17 protein-coding genes are annotated in these 17,477 nt (G+C 35.9%); 12 read left to right on the top strand and 5 right to left on the bottom strand.

What is annotated here, in order from left to right; all coding sequences use genetic code 11:
• Positions 1-59: 59 nt before the first annotated feature.
• Both AC07UM_RS02730 and AC07UM_RS02735 read right to left on the bottom strand, forming a co-directional pair.
• Positions 60-467 carry a YybH family protein gene (locus tag AC07UM_RS02730; RefSeq protein WP_494682593.1) on the bottom strand — a complete coding sequence of 136 codons (408 nt, stop codon included), beginning with the start codon at positions 465-467 and terminating at the stop codon, positions 60-62.
• Positions 468-716, bottom strand: coding sequence for an FUSC family protein (locus AC07UM_RS02735; RefSeq protein ID WP_494682592.1), 249 nt, complete (start codon positions 714-716; stop codon positions 468-470). It abuts the gene before it with no gap.
• Between the two features lie 181 nt (positions 717-897).
• Between AC07UM_RS02735 and AC07UM_RS02740 the strand changes: the two genes are divergently transcribed.
• The 7 genes from AC07UM_RS02740 (at position 898) to arsB (ending at position 6,705) form a co-directional block, all read left to right on the top strand.
• A complete protein-coding gene (locus AC07UM_RS02740; RefSeq protein WP_494682591.1) occupies positions 898-1,722 on the top strand; it encodes an AraC family transcriptional regulator in 825 nt (274 codons plus the stop codon).
• Positions 1,723-1,792: 70 nt separating this feature from the next.
• On the top strand, positions 1,793-2,914 hold the full coding sequence (locus AC07UM_RS02745) for an agmatine deiminase family protein (RefSeq protein WP_494682590.1): 1,122 nt from the start codon (positions 1,793-1,795) through the stop codon (positions 2,912-2,914).
• Between the two features lie 124 nt (positions 2,915-3,038).
• Positions 3,039-3,983, top strand: coding sequence for a 3',5'-cyclic-nucleotide phosphodiesterase (locus AC07UM_RS02750; RefSeq protein WP_494682589.1), 945 nt, complete (start codon positions 3,039-3,041; stop codon positions 3,981-3,983).
• 183 nt (positions 3,984-4,166) lie between these two features.
• Positions 4,167-4,496: an ArsR/SmtB family transcription factor gene (locus AC07UM_RS02755; RefSeq protein ID WP_103235672.1), complete on the top strand. Its 330-nt coding sequence runs from the start codon at positions 4,167-4,169 to the stop codon at positions 4,494-4,496.
• 75 nt (positions 4,497-4,571) lie between these two features.
• Positions 4,572-5,042, top strand: a complete 471-nt coding sequence (locus tag AC07UM_RS02760; RefSeq protein ID WP_494682588.1) for a DUF6428 family protein — start codon at positions 4,572-4,574, stop codon at positions 5,040-5,042.
• Positions 5,043-5,056: 14 nt separating this feature from the next.
• Positions 5,057-5,686 carry an arsenate-mycothiol transferase ArsC gene (locus AC07UM_RS02765; protein ID WP_494682587.1) on the top strand — a complete coding sequence of 210 codons (630 nt, stop codon included), beginning with the start codon at positions 5,057-5,059 and terminating at the stop codon, positions 5,684-5,686.
• Positions 5,671-6,705, top strand: coding sequence for an ACR3 family arsenite efflux transporter (gene arsB / locus AC07UM_RS02770; protein ID WP_494682586.1), 1,035 nt, complete (start codon positions 5,671-5,673; stop codon positions 6,703-6,705). Before AC07UM_RS02765 ends, arsB begins: the two co-directional genes overlap by 16 nt.
• 112 nt (positions 6,706-6,817) lie before the next feature.
• On the opposite strand, the gene AC07UM_RS02775 is transcribed toward arsB, so the two are convergent.
• Genes AC07UM_RS02775 through AC07UM_RS02785 form a run of 3 tightly spaced genes read right to left on the bottom strand, consistent with a single transcriptional unit; the run spans position 6,818 to position 12,719 of the window.
• The gene (locus AC07UM_RS02775) at positions 6,818-10,846 is read right to left on the bottom strand and encodes a hypothetical protein (RefSeq protein ID WP_494682585.1); all 4,029 of its coding nucleotides are present in this window, start codon (positions 10,844-10,846) and stop codon (positions 6,818-6,820) included.
• A complete protein-coding gene (locus AC07UM_RS02780; protein ID WP_494682584.1) occupies positions 10,846-11,865 on the bottom strand; it encodes a hypothetical protein in 1,020 nt (339 codons plus the stop codon). The genes AC07UM_RS02775 and AC07UM_RS02780 overlap by 1 nt, the downstream gene beginning before the upstream one ends.
• Before the next feature lie 14 nt (positions 11,866-11,879).
• Positions 11,880-12,719: a hypothetical protein gene (locus AC07UM_RS02785; protein WP_494682583.1), complete on the bottom strand. Its 840-nt coding sequence runs from the start codon at positions 12,717-12,719 to the stop codon at positions 11,880-11,882.
• 626 nt (positions 12,720-13,345) lie between these two features.
• Here AC07UM_RS02785 and AC07UM_RS02790 point away from each other — a divergent pair.
• The 5 genes from AC07UM_RS02790 to AC07UM_RS02810 all read left to right on the top strand — a co-directional run bounded on the left by AC07UM_RS02790 (position 13,346) and on the right by AC07UM_RS02810 (position 17,330).
• Positions 13,346-14,437: a DUF5700 domain-containing putative Zn-dependent protease gene (locus AC07UM_RS02790; RefSeq protein ID WP_494682582.1), complete on the top strand. Its 1,092-nt coding sequence runs from the start codon at positions 13,346-13,348 to the stop codon at positions 14,435-14,437.
• Between the two features lie 104 nt (positions 14,438-14,541).
• Complete coding sequence (locus AC07UM_RS02795; RefSeq protein WP_494682581.1) at positions 14,542-14,880, top strand: hypothetical protein; 339 nt, start codon at positions 14,542-14,544, stop codon at positions 14,878-14,880.
• A gap of 291 nt (positions 14,881-15,171) precedes the next feature.
• Positions 15,172-15,714, top strand: coding sequence for a peptidoglycan-binding protein LysM (locus AC07UM_RS02800; RefSeq protein WP_494682580.1), 543 nt, complete (start codon positions 15,172-15,174; stop codon positions 15,712-15,714).
• Positions 15,715-15,900: 186 nt separating this feature from the next.
• Complete coding sequence (locus tag AC07UM_RS02805; RefSeq protein WP_494682579.1) at positions 15,901-16,446, top strand: peptidoglycan-binding protein LysM; 546 nt, start codon at positions 15,901-15,903, stop codon at positions 16,444-16,446.
• Between the two features lie 338 nt (positions 16,447-16,784).
• On the top strand, positions 16,785-17,330 hold the full coding sequence (locus AC07UM_RS02810; protein ID WP_494682578.1) for a peptidoglycan-binding protein LysM: 546 nt from the start codon (positions 16,785-16,787) through the stop codon (positions 17,328-17,330).
• Positions 17,331-17,477: the final 147 nt, after the last annotated feature.

Genomic DNA, 17,477 nt, shown 5'->3' on the forward strand with positions numbered 1-17,477 from the left:
TCAAATCTGAAGGTTTTTATTTATTTACCGGGAAACGTTGCCCAGCATTATTTTTAGCTTTACACCATATTATCATTTTTAAATACAGCAGAACCAAAAGGGTTATCTACCAGCCACAGCCAGTTTCCGTTTTCATGTCTTTTCATAATGCAGGAAGTATGACCTGTCATTTTTATGGGATGTCCGTCCGGAGCATTTCCCGTCATTTCCCACTGATCTAGCCACATCGCAATATCATTAACGACCGTAACATGAGGTGTTCCCCCTTGTATATTCATTTTTAGCCTGCATATCTCATCCATTGCCAATTGTATCTCATTCAGCCCTCTCAGCTCTCTTCCCTCTCTGTCAATGTATACCGCTTCCGGATGAAAACAGCTTAAAGCCCCTTTAGCATCCCCATTTTTTATACAGTCGCGAAAATACGCTACTGCACCCTCTTGTATTTGTCTGTTAAAATCCTGCATTTATTTTATGTTTCTGGCATTCAATTCCTTTTCTAATGCCTTCTTGTTTTTATTCCAACTATTCACCGCAAAAAGGGCAAAAAGAACAGGGATAAAAGTCATGAGCCCCAACCCTTTGGCTATGGTACTATAAATAGCAATACCAACCAATACTCCCAGGATTACAGCATTCACAATATCATTGGATTTTGTCTTTTTTTTCTTCTCTAATAATTCCTGATCGGTTAAGTCTGATAATTCTTTTTCCATGGTTTGTTGAAAGCTTTTAGGTTGTTATTCTAGTTTTAAAATGGTAATTTATATTGGTTTTTTTTAAAATTATTTCCAGTTTTTTTACCTGAAGCTAAAATACAATATTGCCGAGACATTTTTTTATTTCTTTTATTTGTAATTTATTTCATTATGCTCACCTTGGAAAACTTAATGGCTTATGGAAGACAACCTGAATTGTATTTACAGAGTTATCAACTTCATGGAAAAGAATTATGATCAGCCTGTTTCCGTAAAGGAATTGGAAGATATTTCCCATTATTCTTACCGAAATATACAGCGTATTTTCAAGTACAGCTGCGGAGAAACAATAGGATCTTTTCAACAAAGATTAAAGGTAGAAAATGCCTATAAAAGGATTCTATATACCCAGGAAAACCTCACCTCCATTGCTATTGAAGTCGGTTTTTCCAATATCGCTTCTTTTTCTAAAGCTTTTAAACAGCATTTTGGGATTTCCCCAAAAGCCGCAAGATTAAGTAAGGAAAAACTTCTTTGTGAAGACGAGATCATTCCGGTAACATCTGATGAACTGCTGGAACCTGAAATTGTATATCTTAAGCCCATACAAGTCTATTATCAGAGTATTAAAACCTATTATAACAATGAAGAAATTGAAGTGCTTTGGGAAAAGTTCATGGAAAATAAATTCCCTGATGCCGGCACAGAATATTTTGGGGTTATCGCCGACGAACCCCTGATCAAAACTGAAATCAACTGCCGGTATGATTCATGTGCAACCCTACAGTCTTACCATAAAAAACTGCCTTCAAAAATGATATTTGGCGGCAAATATGCACGTTTCACTCATACAGGCAGCTATGAAACAATAGATGACACCTATACCAAAATCTATTCCCGCTGGATTTTTAATTCAGGACTTGAATTTTCCCATACTCCGATCATAGAAAAATACGAAAGACATACAACTTCTGAAGAGGATCAGGAAAACCAAATTACTTACATTTTATTACCCTTGAAATAAGTTGTCAATTTGGGACAACTTTAAAAATTTTCACCAATCTAATTTTGCATTGTTAAAAAATAAATCAATTATGCAAAAAAAGAAAATCATGTTCCTGTTATTACCTGTTTTTTTAATGGCCTGCTCTCAAACAGAGCCTATAGAACCTCCAGGAACTACGAACCCGGGAACTCCTGTTTACAAAATGCCGGAAGAATCTGCAAAGCACGAAGGGACCTGGCTTCAATGGCCTCACCAGTATCAATATGGAACTACCTACCGCAACCGGCTGGATGCAACCTGGGTAGCAATGACCAAGGAGCTCGCGCAAAGTGAGAAGGTTCATATCGTTGCGTATAACGGGATAGAAAAAGACCGTATTGTAGGATTATTAAACAGTGCAGGGGTTCCGCTTACCAATATCAATTTTAAGCTTTATCCCACAGATGATTTCTGGGTAAGAGATAACGGGCCTATTTATGTGAAAGATCAAAACGGGCAGTTATTTATTCAGGATTGGGGGTTTAATGGCTGGGGTAATAAAGCAGAATACAGCAAGTGTAATACAATTCCTTCTAAAATTGCTGCAGATACCAACATTCCAAAAATTGATCTCAATTCGGTTATGATCAATGAAGGCGGAAGTGTAGAAATTGATGGAAACGGAGTATTGATGGCGTGTAAAAGTTCCATTCTAAATAGTAACAGAAATCCTGGAATGACTCAGCAGCAGGCAGAAGCAATATTTACCCAAAATTTAGGGGTTACCAAGTTTATCTGGTTGAATGGGAAGGCTGGGCTAGACATTACAGATATGCACATTGATGGTTTTGCAAGATTTGCCAATTCCTCCACCATTATCACCATGAGCCCCAATGATCTGGCTTACTGGCAGGTTCCGGATGGCGATATTGACAAATTATATGATGCAACCACAAAAAATGGCTCTGCTTATCAGTTTGTAAAGGTTCCTTTGACCAGAAACGATGTGATAACCACTTACGGAAAGAATGTAGGCCGTGCCTCTTATATCAATTATTATATTGCGAATAACCGTGTATTGGTACCTAACTACAACGATCCCAATGATGCAGTTGCCAACAATATTATCCAGCAGCTTTATCCTGGTAAAACAGTAGTAGGAATAGATTGTCGTAATTTATTTGCCAATGGCGGCATGGTACATTGTGTAACCCAGCAACAGCCTCAATAAAATGATACTCAAATAAAGCTTGCTGATTTTCAGCAGGCTTTATTACTTCACAATGCCAGTCACCAAAAATAGCGTAAATTTGCTCTGCCCATCTCGTAAAGGATGGTTTTCCAGTGTAAGTATTATGAAAAAAACAGCAGTTTCTTTATTAGCCCTTCTTCTGAATATTGTTTGTCAGGCACAAAATTTTGATGTTATTCCTTTAGGGATCTATGGTGGTGAACAGGAAGACAACTTATCAGCCTATTTGGTAGGCGCACCGAAAGACAATTCATTTCTTTGTCTTGATGCCGGTACCGTAAATGCCGGGATACGAAAAGCTATTCAATTAAAAAGCCTTGACGGTTCAGCAGAAACGGTTCTTAAGGATCAGATAAAAGGATACTTTGTATCACATGGTCATTTGGATCATTTATCGGGACTGATTATCAACTCTCCGGCCGATTCTAAAAAAGATATTTTCGCGATAGCACCCGTGATTCAGATTTTGCAAAATCATTACTTTATAACAGATACCTGGATTAATTTTGCTGATCAGGGTCAAAAACCGATCCTTGGAAAGTATCATTATAATGAGCTTCAGGAAGGAACAGAAATTCCGGCACCTAAAACCCCATTTTTTATAACAGGCTATGAGCTGAGCCATGTAAATCCTTATAAAAGCAGTGCGGCATTAGTAAGAAGAGATGATCATTACCTCCTTTATCTGGGCGATACAGGCGCTGACCGCATCGAAAAGTCTGACCGTCTTGATCACCTTTGGACTACAATAGCACCCCTTGTTAAAAAAAGACAACTCAACACCATATTAATTGAAGTTTCTTTCCCCAACAGCCAGCCGGAACATCTGCTGTTCGGCCACCTTACTCCTACTCTTTTGGTTGAAGAACTGAGTAAACTGAAAGAAAAAACCGGACAAGGCAGCCTTGAAGGTCTTAATATTGTAGTTACCCATAGAAAACCCACAGGTGACAATCCTGAACTTATCAAAAAGGAACTATTAAAAAGCAATCCTTTAAAAGTAAATTATATCTTCCCTGAACAAGGCAAAAAAATTAGTTTACCCTAACAAAATACTAAAAGATGAAGCATAGCTCTGCTTCATCTTTTTTATGTTTTGCTTTACTATCCATTTAGAGACAAGTGTAATGTATTAATTATCATTTATTTAAAACTTATTTGTGAAAATTAATACGTTTTGTATGGCTGTATAAAATTAATATCGTAATATTGCAATATAATAATTAAAACAATGGGAGTTACTAAAACAGAAATCTATACCGAAGAGCAAAATAAACTGGCTTCTCTGCTTAAAGTTTTGGGACACCCTGCCAGAGTAGCCATTTTACAATATATCATTCACCAAAAAGCATGTATCTGCAATGATCTGGTTGAAGAACTTGGTCTGGCTCAGGCTACGATCTCTCAACATTTGAAAGAACTGAAAAATATCGGGATCATTAAAGGGTCTATTGATGGGAAATCTGTCTGCTACTGCATTAATGAAAATGTATGGAAAGATATTCAAAATGAATTCAATGCATTCTTTAATCAGGATGTCACTATAAAACAATGCTGCTAAGGCATTTTTTTTGAACAAAATAATCGTAATATTGCAATATAACATTATAATTTTAATCTTTAAATTTTAATCACTATGAGATTATCAGAAATCAAAGAAATTCTTCCTAGATTGGAAAACGTTGAATTTCAATTGGAAAACGGCACTTTTGTTCCTGAACATTTCCATGTTACAGAAGTGGGCCAGATTATAAAAAAATTCATCGATTGTGGCGGCGTTATTAGAAATGAGAGAGTAGTCAACTTTCAGTTATGGGACGCTGATGATTATGAACATCGTCTGAAACCGGGGAAGCTTCTTCACATTATTCGGCTTTCTGAAGAAAAACTGGGAATAGAAGACACAGAAATTGAAGTTGAATATCAGGGGGAAACCATTGGTAAATATGACTTAAGTTTTAATGGGAAAAACTTTGTCCTGAACAATAAAACCACGGCTTGCCTTGCCCAGGAAGCCTGCGGAATTCCTAACGAAAAGCAAAAGAAAAATCTGTCTGAGTTCTCTGCAAACCCTTCATCATGCAATCCTGCTTCAGGCTGCTGCTAATACCTTAGAATACTATGTATCAAAAATTAGTAAACACAATCCAATCTCTAGAATGGGAAAATATAGATGCTGATAGAAAAGAAGTTCTGGAGCCATTGATCAGTTTCATCCAACAAAAGGTGGATGAAGGAAAAGAAGTCAATATCAATTTTATCTGTACTCACAATTCACGCCGCAGCCATTTGTCACAAATATGGGCGCAGACAGCCTCTTCCTATTTTGCTATTCAGGGTGTTCATTGCTATTCCGGAGGAACAGAAACAACCGCTTTATTTCCTAAAGTGGCTGAAACATTAGCCGATCAGGGGTTCAGTATTTTCAGCATTGCTGAAACAGCCAATCCCGTGTATGCAATACAATATGAAGCTAATGATTTACCTATCATAGGTTTTTCAAAAAAATATGATAGTCCTTTCAATCCTGTATCCGGATTTGCAGCCATTATGACCTGTTCACAGGCAGACGGTGGATGTCCGTTTATTCCTGGTGCTGAAAAAAGAATTCCCATCACGTTTGAGGATCCTAAAATTGCGGATAATACTCCGGAACAGGCAACAATATATGCTGAAAGAAGCTTGCAAATTGCAGAAGAAATGTTCTATGTTTTTTCAAAAATCAACCAATCATCATGCAGCCAAGATTAAAATTTCTTGATCGTTATCTTACTTTATGGATATTCCTGGCCATGGGTATAGGAATTGCTTTAGGGCATTTTTTCCCAGCCATTCCTGACATGGTCAATTCACAATCCATAGGAACAACCAATATTCCTCTGGCAATTGGGCTCATTCTCATGATGTACCCGCCATTAGCTAAGGTTGACTATTCTCTTCTGCCATTAGCATTTAAAGATAAAAAAGTAATTGGCGTTTCCTTATTTCTCAACTGGATGATAGGACCAGTCCTTATGTTTGGGCTCGCTATCCTTTTTTTAAGACATGAACCTGATTATATGGTGGGTCTTATCCTCATCGGACTGGCAAGATGTATTGCAATGGTACTCGTCTGGAATGACCTGGCAAAAGGAAATAGAGAATATGCCGCTTTACTGGTTGCGTTGAACAGTATTTTTCAGGTATTTACTTACAGCTTTATGGTATGGCTGTTTATCAATATATTACCTGATCAATTGGGCTTGGCCAGCTTTAATGTAAATATTTCTATGAAAGATATTACTGAAAGTGTACTCATCTATCTGGGAATTCCGTTTTTAGCAGGTTTTATCAGCCGTTATATTCTGATAAGATCAAAAGGAAAAGCATGGTACAACAGAAAATTTGTACCTGCAATATCCCCTGTTACATTATATTCCTTATTATTTACCATTGTACTAATGTTTAGCTTAAAGGGAAGCAAAATACTGGAGCTGCCTATGGATTTAGCAAAAGTAGCCCTACCGCTTATCATTTATTTTGTTCTGATGTTTTTTGTGAGCTTTATAATTAATAAGTTATTAAAAATTTCTTATGATAAAAATGCATCTATAGCCTTTACCGCTACCGGAAACAATTTTGAACTGGCCATTGCTGTAGCTATTTCTGTATTCGGAGTTCATTCACCGCAGGCATTTGTAGGAGTTATTGGACCATTGGTAGAAGTCCCGGTATTGATATTACTCGTGAAAGCCAGTTTATTTATGAAAAGAAAATGGTATCCTGAATAATCTGATGACCCGGGATAAAAAAAGCATCACTTTTTCAGTGATGCTTTTTCGTTGTAAAAGTTATATTATCTGAATATTTGTCAATTCCTGTACTTATCAATTTCAGGTTTTATTACATTTGATTTTCTGCATATTTATAGACTTTACCATCTTCCCAGACAAATAACTGGATAGAGGTAAACGGTTTTATTTTATATGAAAATCCTGCATTTTTTATGTCAAATCCTTGTACTCCGTTATCGCTGGCATTTAATACCAGTATTCTCTGCCCCGGAAAACATTTTCCTAATGTAAAATGCGTACCGGGATCTGTACATCTAATGACCAGCATTCTATTATCAGAATCATAATATTGAACTCCTGACTGCTGTTCGATCATTCTATGAGATAATCTCATTCTATAATCTTCATTGGTAATCTCATCATCAAGAGAAGCTAGCTCTCCATCCGGAATAAATAAAGTATTAGGTTTTTCATCCTTTGATTTAAAGTTTTCAGTAGCTTTTACTGAACCTAAAACATTTACTTTATCTGCTCCATTAGCTTTTGTACCTATACCAATCCTGTAATCTCCTCTATTGAAATTAATACCTTCCCAACCTTTATACGTACTTGAATATTTATAATACTCATCTTTTAATACTGTTAAATAGAATTTATCATTTTTATTATAAATACCAGATTCTCCACCTTGATAGCCGTCAACAACAAATAATGCGTTACCTGTGTTATTCGTAAACTGCTGGTTGACTATAACAGCACCAGTAGACATATTATTCCAATTATCAATATGACTTTGTGAAAAGTCTGCGTCACTCCAAACAGTTCTCCAAAGTCCCCATCCGGTATTTCCAGAACCTGAATTATTACCTCTAAATTTCATACCATTACCTCCTCTATCAATGGTCAACTGCTGCCTTCCATCAGATGAGTTTAAATTTAAAGTAGTAGTATAGTTAAATCCTGAAGATGGAGATTCTTGCCTATAAATTCCAGATTCAGAAACTAAGTTTAAATCAGCAACATACTTTAAATTTTTAAACTTATCGTTCCAGTTGCTTATCATAGCAGTAGTAAGATTACCAGCATCCCAGATTACATTTCCTTGGAATGTAGGTCTTGTTCTTACGTGATTAACAGTACCCTGATTATCAATCGTCATCGCTATCTGAGGTCCTGCTGCAAACGAATTAGTTGTTGCAAAAGCCATAGATGTACCATCCCCGTCATTGCTTCTCACATATATACCTGCTTGCCTTCCACTGTTAGAGAAAAACCCTATAGATCCTGTGTACTGATTATCAGTATTTGAACCACTTTCAGTTTCTACTAAAAAAGAATAGTCAGTTGCTGTACTAGTATTACCCCAGCCTGTACCTGTATTTTTTGCTCTGCCTTTGATAATTTTAAGCCCGGTAATATTTTGTTGACCATCAACGTTAACAAACTTACTATTAGCCCAAGATCGAGTAGCCAGGAATACATACCCATCTGTTCTATGATATATGTAAGGCGCATCTGTTGATAAACCATTTGAAAATCCTAATGTTTCAGCATTTTCTGAAGAATTAACTTTATGATCAGGATTAAAATTATTAGTAGTCCAAAGTCTTTCTCCATCTGACAACAAAGGAATATTACCTTTTTTCGTCATAACTGTTGTATTAACACCCTGCCAATACTCTAAGTGATCGCTGAATAAAGGGAAATCTATTCTATGGTACCATGTATTATCCCCTGCAATGTGTAAAGAGTTACCATAGGTAGACGGAAATCCAGTACCTGAGGCCCAATCTGTAACACTTAAAGGAAAATCAGTTTTTACTGCAGTGGCATCTTGATGTATTCCTCTTTTTGCTAAGTATTCACCAGGATTAAAGTTACTAGAAGTCCAGGGAATAGCACCTTGAATTTTAACAACCCCACTATCTGAACTTAATAATAAATCACCATTATTTACAGCTCTAACAGCAAAATTATCTCCTGATCCTCCTCCTGAAGCCGCTTCTCCATCAGCTCCAATATAAGCTATCGCTTTAGTCCCATCATACTTTTCCCAAGTCAAATAATTCCCTGTTTGTGCGGTACTTTTCCATCTCCCTAACATAGCCGGAGACTCCATATTAAAGGCCCCCGTCATAGTACCGCCATCTTTTCTAAGATAGTTTTCTAACTCGGAAGAGGATACAAAAGCTGATAAATCAGAATATTCAGCAAGTCTTTTCCAAGGGGCTTGATTTCCTACATACCAGGTTTTATAATAAACACCTTGTTCTTTAGATGTTGGTACAAATAAAGTAAATCCTAAATCTTTTGATGTCTTAGAATAGCCATTAAAACTTGCAAAAGTTCCTTCAAGTGTTTTATTGGCCAGCTCACCATCAAAATTAGAACCTGAATTGGCTGTTGAAATACTTTGTAAGCCATTGGGCACTAATTCAGATTGATTAGTGATACCTACTCCTTTATTTATAGGATAATAATTATCTAAATCTGTCAGAGTTGCCGGATTTAAATTAGCGGTTGTCCAAAACTCCTGGAAAGTTCCCCAATCGGCAGCATCGTAATTTTGTTTGACAAAACCTATTCTATCATTATTTTTAGATGAAACAATAGCTGTCGATTTTTTAACATCGCTTCCTGAGTATGAAGACATCCATAAAACATCTGACCATCCAAAATTAGAATTACCCATTTGAGTAGCATCTAACATTTGTAATTTTAATTTACCAGCACCAAAATATGTTGAATTAGGTTTTTCCTGCCCGCCTCCTATATAATCTGCACCTAGATAATTATTTACGTTGTACACTTTATGTTTCCAATCTCCTGAATTACCATCCAGTTCTGAAAATATTCTACCATTATTTTGTATAAATGTTTTAAATCCTGTAGTACTTGCATCGCCAAAGTGAAAACTAATACCTTCACCTAAGATATGAGCGCTACCTTGAAAATAAGACATTCCATAATTATCAGCATCACCAAAAGACCATATTCTGTTTCTTTGATGAGGCTTATACCATTTATTCTGAAAGCCTTCTGTTGTTTGAATTAAACCTTTTGAAAAAATCCCCTCATTGGGTATATAGGCTGAATCCGTATAGCTTGATGAAGCCAGTAAACCACCTGATAAAATGACTTGCGCAGCATTTCCATTGAGTCCGCCTATAGGTTTATCTGAATCCAAGGCCCAATACCCGCCAACATTTTTCTTTTCCCAAAATATATTTTCAGAAACAAGTTCTTCTTTTGTAAGGAGATGTTTAAGATTGATTTGAACTCTTTTTGTCCCTCCTGGGTCTGGATTATCCGAAACTGAAGTAATCCGGTTTCTACCTTGATCTAAACCTCCATACCCACCAGTTAATTTCGCATCAAATCCTTGCCAATATCCTAATCTTGGAAACCAGAAAGTTAATTTTCCATTAGAATTTAAAGCAATAACATAATTGAAATAAGATAGTGTAGAATATCCGCCTTCAGAAATTATAGTATCATTGTAAATATACCCCTGAAGCTTAAAGTCCAATGGCAAATAATTTCCATTACTATACATATTTCCTTTCATTTCCAGAAGGAACTGTTCCCCAGAGGTAACTGAATAGTCTACATCAGTTTCAATTAAAGTACCGCTGGCAAAATCCCGTGATGAATGAATATAAGAATCTTCTTTCTTTCTACTATCATAGTCAGCCCCACCTCCAGTTAAAAAGTAGTTATCAGAAGAACCATTCTTTCTAAATCCTTCAGCCTTTACATGTTCATAATGATTACTCGTTCCCACTCCAAAATGAAATCCATCATCTCTTAGAGTAAGAGTAGAAGATATAAATCCTGTTTTCCAGAATGTAATACCTGGCTGTGATCCATCATCACTTCTCACCCATAGATTATTGGCATATTCGTTTGGCGAACCAACACTCATAAAAGATTTTTGACCATTTACAAATTGATTGGTACTTAAAGTCATTACATCTAAATCAGCAATAATCTCAGCTTTTGTTCTTTGAGATATTTTCTTTGTAGTGGGATTCCAAACCAACACAGAACCGGTGTCGTTGGGAACACTTTTTACAATGATTTCGCCTTCAACAGCGATGTGATTGTTAAAATATTCAGGTGCTATTAGTGATGCCATTAATCAAGTCTTGCGGTTAAAGTAATTCTATATTCATCTTGCGTAAGAGGTGCCAGAACGTCTATTCGTACGTCATTGGCAGAGGTCGTTACACAGCTTACATTTATTTTTCTATTATCCGTAGTACGGTAACAGATATAGTCAACATTCCAGGTATTCCAATTATGATTAATGGGAAAAGTAACGGAAGAGCCATCTCCAATCAGCACGGTTTTAGATTTGATTTTTGCATCCAAAACAAATTTAGTAGATCTTGGAGTCATTGTTTTAAGGGCATCAGTTCCCGCCATAGCTTCAGCTTCTGTAGCGATTTGAATGAGTCCTTTCACACTCTCTGTGGCATCTACAATGTCAGGAATTCCTTTTTCTATAATCTGATAATTTTTAGGAACATTTGAACCATTATCAGTATTAGCAATAAGGTGGTCGCCAATAGAAACAGGTTCACTGCCAACCCAGCCATTAGCCGTAATAACCCATACCATCCCTGTTTTAATAGCAGCTGATGTAATGGGTAATGGTGCTGTCATTGAGCTTTTAACAGGAGAAGGAATATACCCTCCCGGCTGATAAATCAACGCTCCTGTAAGACTTTGTCCCACTAAGTTTTCAATATAATTTTTAATCTTATTGGATGACCATGTAAAGGTACCTGACTGTACGGCATCATTCAGGAAAATAGAGACAATATCTGCATTGCTAAGATTTCTACCAGCTATTTTGATAACATGTCCTGAACTATTGGTCAGTATCTGACTTAGCAATAGAAGTCCGCTTGTTTGATCTGTTTGAAATGGATTATTGGTCAGTGGATAATCGGGGTGTACGTAATTTTGAGCCAGATTAATCCATTTGGTTCCGTTCCATTGGTGCAGCTCACTTTTATAATCAATGATCCAGCCTGGGAGCGCTTTATCCGTATTGGGAAGTGTATCAAAATATTGAAAGCGGGTATGCTGCAGCTCTCCAAAAAAATTATCCTGATGGGCGTTATTACTTATTACTGCGTTATTATTCATGTTTTTTTATTTTTTTATGGTTTAACTTTTAAAATGAGAATGTTAATAGGATGAACGAGGTCACCAAACATCTTAATCTCTATGGTTTGATTGGTTGCGTAATCGTCAATATTTATTTTTTTACCCGTAACACTATCCCGCGCCTGGATGATCACATTTTCCGTTTCAAGGGTGTTAGGAAACACGGTGCTTTCTGTGACTTGTACCACTGCACTTGTAGGGGTCTGTGATATCAACAAAACCTTATCATAGATTTTCTTATTAAATTCCTGTTGATTTTTCGGGCTGCCTACCCCATCATAGTCAAGTAACAGCTTTACTTTATCTTCACTCGTTTCCCCTGAAAGAGCTTTTAACGCTTCAATATCCTCACGGCTTTTCTTAATAAAATCCACGATTTCCTGAAGTTCATCTAAAGACAGATCATTGGATAACAGCAGCTTTTTAATATTTTCTATCTTCAGGGCTAAGTCTTTATCAGCATTTTTCAGTTCACTAATAAAGCCATCGATCTGTATCTTAGTGTATGCATTACCCAATTGGCCAGAATCATCAATCGTAGCAGCATTGCTGATTCCAAGTTTACTTTTCCAGCTAGTAACATGAGCTGGGGTTAGATTACCCGCATTCAGTAAAGCCAAATATTCCGAATGGGCCTTTGGGTCTTTTAAATGCGCCTGAAAGGCCTCTGCACTGGCAAATAATTGAAAAATATCTTCAAACCCTTCAATACTTCCCATAGGGATTTGGTCATCCTTATGGTAAAAAGATGAAAATGTTTCTTTAAACTGCGCTTCTGTTGGAAAATCTCCAGTTTCAAACCAACTGAAAATTGTTTGTAATGGTGTACTCATGTGTTTTTTGAAAATTACTTTTGATAAAATTGATAAGTGGGGAAAGAGCGATATTGTTCAAAGCATAATCGCCTTAAATGGAAGTCCATAGTTCTTGAATTCAATAACTATTCACATTCTTCAGAGCTCAAAGTTCAGATTTATTCAGCTCTTATAATAGTTTTTTGACCTCCCTATTCTGTAGTTGCAGTATCCTTTATTTTTATGAAATTTGATAATACTGCTTCCTAATTTCAATGTTCAAAATTCCTTTTTTTTTAATTTCTGTGAAAGTTTTTTGGCCTTTCCATTCTGTAGTTGCAGTAAGTCTACTGTAATTCTAAAAAAATATAAATAAACCTTTTTCAATAGTTTCATTATTTCTTTCAAATAATAATTCGGGGTAAAGATCTACTGAAAGTTCCTTTAAAAATCAGCGGATATATGCTTATCGTAAAAAAGGCTCGGATTATAAAATCTATCATTGACGATTAATGAAAAATTAGGTGATCTGTTATATTTTTAAAATACATTGACTTTACCAACTGGCTTTAGTGGAGAAATTACGTGTGTTACTTTAAATACTTCTGATTGGTCATGTGTTTTATTGTACTTTAGCAACATAACATTCATTAAAAAACAAATCAATGATTAAACAAATAATATGTACTTTGTTTGCTTTTTTATCTTCTCAGATCGTGTATTCCCAAACCTTTGAGGACAGCACATGCTGGGAATATTTTAAAATAACTCAAGACTTAAAAAATGATAAACCTCTGGACAAAAAAACATGGAATCAGTTTTTGAAAAATGAAGCCATGCAGGTTTATATTAAGGATCAGGGTTGGGACAGTATTTTCATAGATGGGTACAGGAAGAACATGGAAATCGTTTATATGCCAAAAAACAGTACTACCCTGAAGGAAAAACTGAAAACTCCAATGAAAAACTGGTGGGTCTATATTATCAATGAGTATAAGGTGAATGAGGATCAAATGAAAAAATATCTTACCGATATTAAAAAAGATCCAAAACATTATTTTGACACCTGTTACCAGTATACCTATCAGATGCTTCCAAAGAAATATCAGAAAAAAGCTGAAGACTATAAAGTGACCATTATCCCTATACACAATGATGCGCATGTGAGGAATAGCTGGATAATATTCACTCTGATGTGTGCGTATTTTCATGATAACAACAGAATGGGAGCCATGGGAGGCCACGAGCTTCATCATATATTAAGACCCCAGCTTGTATTTGAAGTAGAAGATCAGGATGCAGTTATTGTAAATTTGCTTCAGAGAATATTGAATGAAGGAAGTGCTGATTTAACGGATAAGATCTATGAGGGAAAAGATGCAGTAAAACTATTGGAATTTCAGAGAGGAACGCGTGAAGAATTCATAGCAGATGGAGCCAAAGTAATTAAAAATATTGATTCTCTATTGTCTGTAAAACCATTAGACCGATCCAAGTTAAAAATGAATAAGCTGATCAATACTGGGAACACTAGTGGTCATGTTCCGGGGTGTTATATGTCCGCTATTATAGAGAAAGCCGGCTTAAAAAAAGACTTAATCAAACATGTTGAGGATCCTTTCAAATTTGTATACTTATATGATAAAGCTTCAAAAAAAGATAAGAATGCCTACGTTCTTTCTGCCACAACGATGAATTTGGTACGTGAATTAGATAAAAAGTACAGATCTAAAGCAACAATAGAGCAGCATCAATAGAAGTGAAGCAGGCAAAAATAAAAAGGACAGATCAGTGATCTGTCCTTTTATGCTTTTGGAAATGTCTCGTCCTAACATAGCGTTACACAAAAAGAAGTTATGTTATGGAAGGATTTAATAATCAGTATGTAAAGCGGAGCCAAAAAGATTACAGTTTATCCTTTAAACTAGCCGTAGTACATGAAGTAGAAAGTGGTTCGATTGGTAATCGGGCAGCAATGCGCAAATATGGTATCCAGGGGCATGGTACTATTACTGAATGGCGCAGAAAATATGGTAACTTTGATATCGATAACCGTTCACAAAGTAAAGCCATGCAAACCCCGGAACAAAAGATCAGAGAACTAGAAGAGAAGCTAAAACGTTTGGAGCACCATAATCAATTCTTAGAGAGCCGCTTAATAAAATCTGAAGATAAAGCTTCTATTTTGGAGAAATTTTGAAATATAACCTTCAGCTAAATCCCGACTATGAAATTCACCTTTATTAATTTCCCTGGAAATGTAAGAGAATTGAAGTCTATCATTGATCTGGCTTGTGAAAATGTGTGATCAGCCTGAGATAATGGCATAGGATATTAACTTTTATCATCTTGAAAAAGATTCAGAGTCTTTTCTCGGCGAGCAAATTAGTTAATTAATAACATTAAAGCTTTGGTAATTTCGAATAATGTTATTAGATTTATAATGAATTCTGAATGACAATATTATTACACCTCACTAAATTTATTAATCATGAAAAAGCAAATCTTTATCATTGCGCTGTCTCTGGGAGCAATTACCTTAGGGACACACCGGGTTATGGCACAAAATTCAGATCAGGTGAGTACATCAGTAAATATTATTTTATCGGACGTTATTGCAATGGGCATTGGCTCTGTTGCTTCTGAAGGTACTGTAGATTTTAATTATGGGAGCACAAAAGACTATAATTCATCAAAAAATGTGACCGTTCCCAATAGTTTAGTCATTATTTCCTCTAAAAATTTTGATGTAAAAGTAAAATCTGAAGGTGCACACTTTGTGAGTGGCGCAAACGTAATTCCCGTAGATATATTACAGGTAAAAGCAATACCAGGCGGAAGTTTGGCAGGAACCCTGAATGAGGTTACTTTATCTACAACTGATCAGGTGCTGGTGAGTAATGCAAGTTTAGGTACCCAACAGTCTTTAAATATTGCCTACTCCATTTCGGCGGAAAATGCATCTAAGGTCCTTCTGGGAAAACCACAGGGAACTTACACCCAAAAAATAACTTATACTGCCACTGCATTGTAACTAAATAACAATTTTAAATATAAAAGCCCTCAATACTACAAAAGTATTGAGGGCTTTTATATTTAAACCAAATGCGTAATCCTGTAGTGATTTTACTACATGGACTTCCGTTTTCCACTACAAAGAAACTTTTATCACCGCTGTAGATTTGTAATGTTCAAAAGAGAACAATTAAATATTATTCCCATGACAAAACAAATCGTAATTACAGCCTTAACTATTGGAGCTATCATATTAGGAACTAATAGTGTTCAAGCTCAAAATACTACCGCAACGACAACCGTAAACATTACCCTGAACGATGTAATCTCTATCGACGCAGGAAGTACAGCCATTGGTAATACGGTTGATTTTAACTATGCCACTGCAGCAGACTATAATTCTGATCAGACCATTACTAAAGCTAACTCTTTGAAGGTTACTTCCACGAAGAACTTTAATGTTAAAGTAAAAGCAGGAGGCACTAATTTCATGAATGGAACAAACTTAATCCCTGTAAATGTTTTGACAATTAAAGCAGCTACAGCTGCAGGAACAATGGGCGGAACAAAAAATGCTGTAGTTTTATCGGCAACGGATCAGAACTTAGTTACCAATGCTCCTCTTGGAAGTGCATTAACACTGAATCTGGACTACACTATTCCAGCAGCGAAATCATCTTCTTCTGATATTTTAGGTAAGCCAGCGGGAACTTATACGCAAACAGTAACTTATACCGCGACTGCTTTATAATAAAATTTTTTCATATTAATATTTTGTGATTTGGTGTTTCGAAGGCTTCCTCAGGAGGCCTTTGATTTTTATGTATTGTACCGATATAGATAAAATTCAAAATCCGGGAATTTATATTACGACAGCTTTATAATAGAAATAACAGCAATTTATATACGCCCTCAACACTTAGAAAGTATTGGGGGGCTTTACTATCTAAGTCAAAATGATAAACCGTGTAGTGATTTTACTACATAAACTTCCTTTTTCCACTACAAAGAAACTTTTATCGCCGCTGTAGATTTGCAGTATACAAAAGATAACAATTAAGTAAAAAATAACAATAAAATATTACCATCATGAAAAAACAAATCGTAATCACAGCCTTAACTTTTGGAGCAATCATATTAGGAAGTAATAATGTTCAAGCTCAAAATACTACAGCAAACACCACTGTAAACATTACTCTGAATGATGTTATCTCTATCGACGCAGGAAGTACTGCCATTGGTAATACGGTTGATTTTAACTATGCCACTGCAGCAGACTATAACTCTGACCAGACCATTACTAAAGCTAACTCTTTGAAGGTTACTTCCACGAAGAACTTTAATGTTAAAGTAAAAGCAGGAGGCGCTAATTTCATGAATGGAACGAACTTAATCCCTGTAAATGTTTTAACAATTAAAGCAGCTACAGCTGCAGGAACAATGGGCGGAACAAAAAATGCTGTAGTTTTATCGGCAACGGACCAGAATTTAGTTACCAATGCTCCTCTTGGAAGTGCATTAACACTGAATCTGGACTACACTATTCCAGCAGCGAAATCATCTTCTTCTGATATTTTAGGTAAGCCAGCGGGAACTTATACGCAAACAGTAACTTATACCGCGACTGCTTTATAATAAAATTTTTTCATATTAATATTTTGTGATTTGGTGTTTCGAAGGCTTCCTCAGGAGGCCTTTGATTTTGTATGTATTGTACCGATATAGATAAAATTCAAAATCCGGGAATTTATATTACGACAGCTTTATAATAGAAATAACAGC

This window comes from Chryseobacterium sp. GW821-FHT04C04 (genome assembly GCF_059420365.1).

Bases quoted from the DNA above. Each gene is read 5' to 3' on its own strand.
- AC07UM_RS02730 (WP_494682593.1), bottom strand. From the start codon at position 467: ATGCAGGATTTTAACAGACAAATACAAGAGGGTGCAGTAGCGTATTTT.
- AC07UM_RS02750 (WP_494682589.1), top strand. From the start codon at position 3,039: ATGAAAAAAACAGCAGTTTCTTTATTAGCCCTTCTTCTGAATATTGTT.
- AC07UM_RS02765 (WP_494682587.1), top strand. From the start codon at position 5,057: ATGTATCAAAAATTAGTAAACACAATCCAATCTCTAGAATGGGAAAAT.
- AC07UM_RS02805 (WP_494682579.1), top strand. From the start codon at position 15,901: ATGACAAAACAAATCGTAATTACAGCCTTAACTATTGGAGCTATCATA.
- AC07UM_RS02780 (WP_494682584.1), bottom strand. From the start codon at position 11,865: ATGAATAATAACGCAGTAATAAGTAATAACGCCCATCAGGATAATTTT.
- AC07UM_RS02785 (WP_494682583.1), bottom strand. From the start codon at position 12,719: ATGAGTACACCATTACAAACAATTTTCAGTTGGTTTGAAACTGGAGAT.
- AC07UM_RS02735 (WP_494682592.1), bottom strand. From the start codon at position 716: ATGGAAAAAGAATTATCAGACTTAACCGATCAGGAATTATTAGAGAAG.
- AC07UM_RS02760 (WP_494682588.1), top strand. From the start codon at position 4,572: ATGAGATTATCAGAAATCAAAGAAATTCTTCCTAGATTGGAAAACGTT.
- AC07UM_RS02740 (WP_494682591.1), top strand. From the start codon at position 898: ATGGAAGACAACCTGAATTGTATTTACAGAGTTATCAACTTCATGGAA.
- AC07UM_RS02790 (WP_494682582.1), top strand. From the start codon at position 13,346: ATGATTAAACAAATAATATGTACTTTGTTTGCTTTTTTATCTTCTCAG.
- AC07UM_RS02745 (WP_494682590.1), top strand. From the start codon at position 1,793: ATGCAAAAAAAGAAAATCATGTTCCTGTTATTACCTGTTTTTTTAATG.
- arsB (WP_494682586.1), top strand. From the start codon at position 5,671: ATGCAGCCAAGATTAAAATTTCTTGATCGTTATCTTACTTTATGGATA.
- AC07UM_RS02795 (WP_494682581.1), top strand. From the start codon at position 14,542: ATGGAAGGATTTAATAATCAGTATGTAAAGCGGAGCCAAAAAGATTAC.
- AC07UM_RS02800 (WP_494682580.1), top strand. From the start codon at position 15,172: ATGAAAAAGCAAATCTTTATCATTGCGCTGTCTCTGGGAGCAATTACC.
- AC07UM_RS02755 (WP_103235672.1), top strand. From the start codon at position 4,167: ATGGGAGTTACTAAAACAGAAATCTATACCGAAGAGCAAAATAAACTG.
- AC07UM_RS02810 (WP_494682578.1), top strand. From the start codon at position 16,785: ATGAAAAAACAAATCGTAATCACAGCCTTAACTTTTGGAGCAATCATA.
- AC07UM_RS02775 (WP_494682585.1), bottom strand. From the start codon at position 10,846: ATGGCATCACTAATAGCACCTGAATATTTTAACAATCACATCGCTGTT.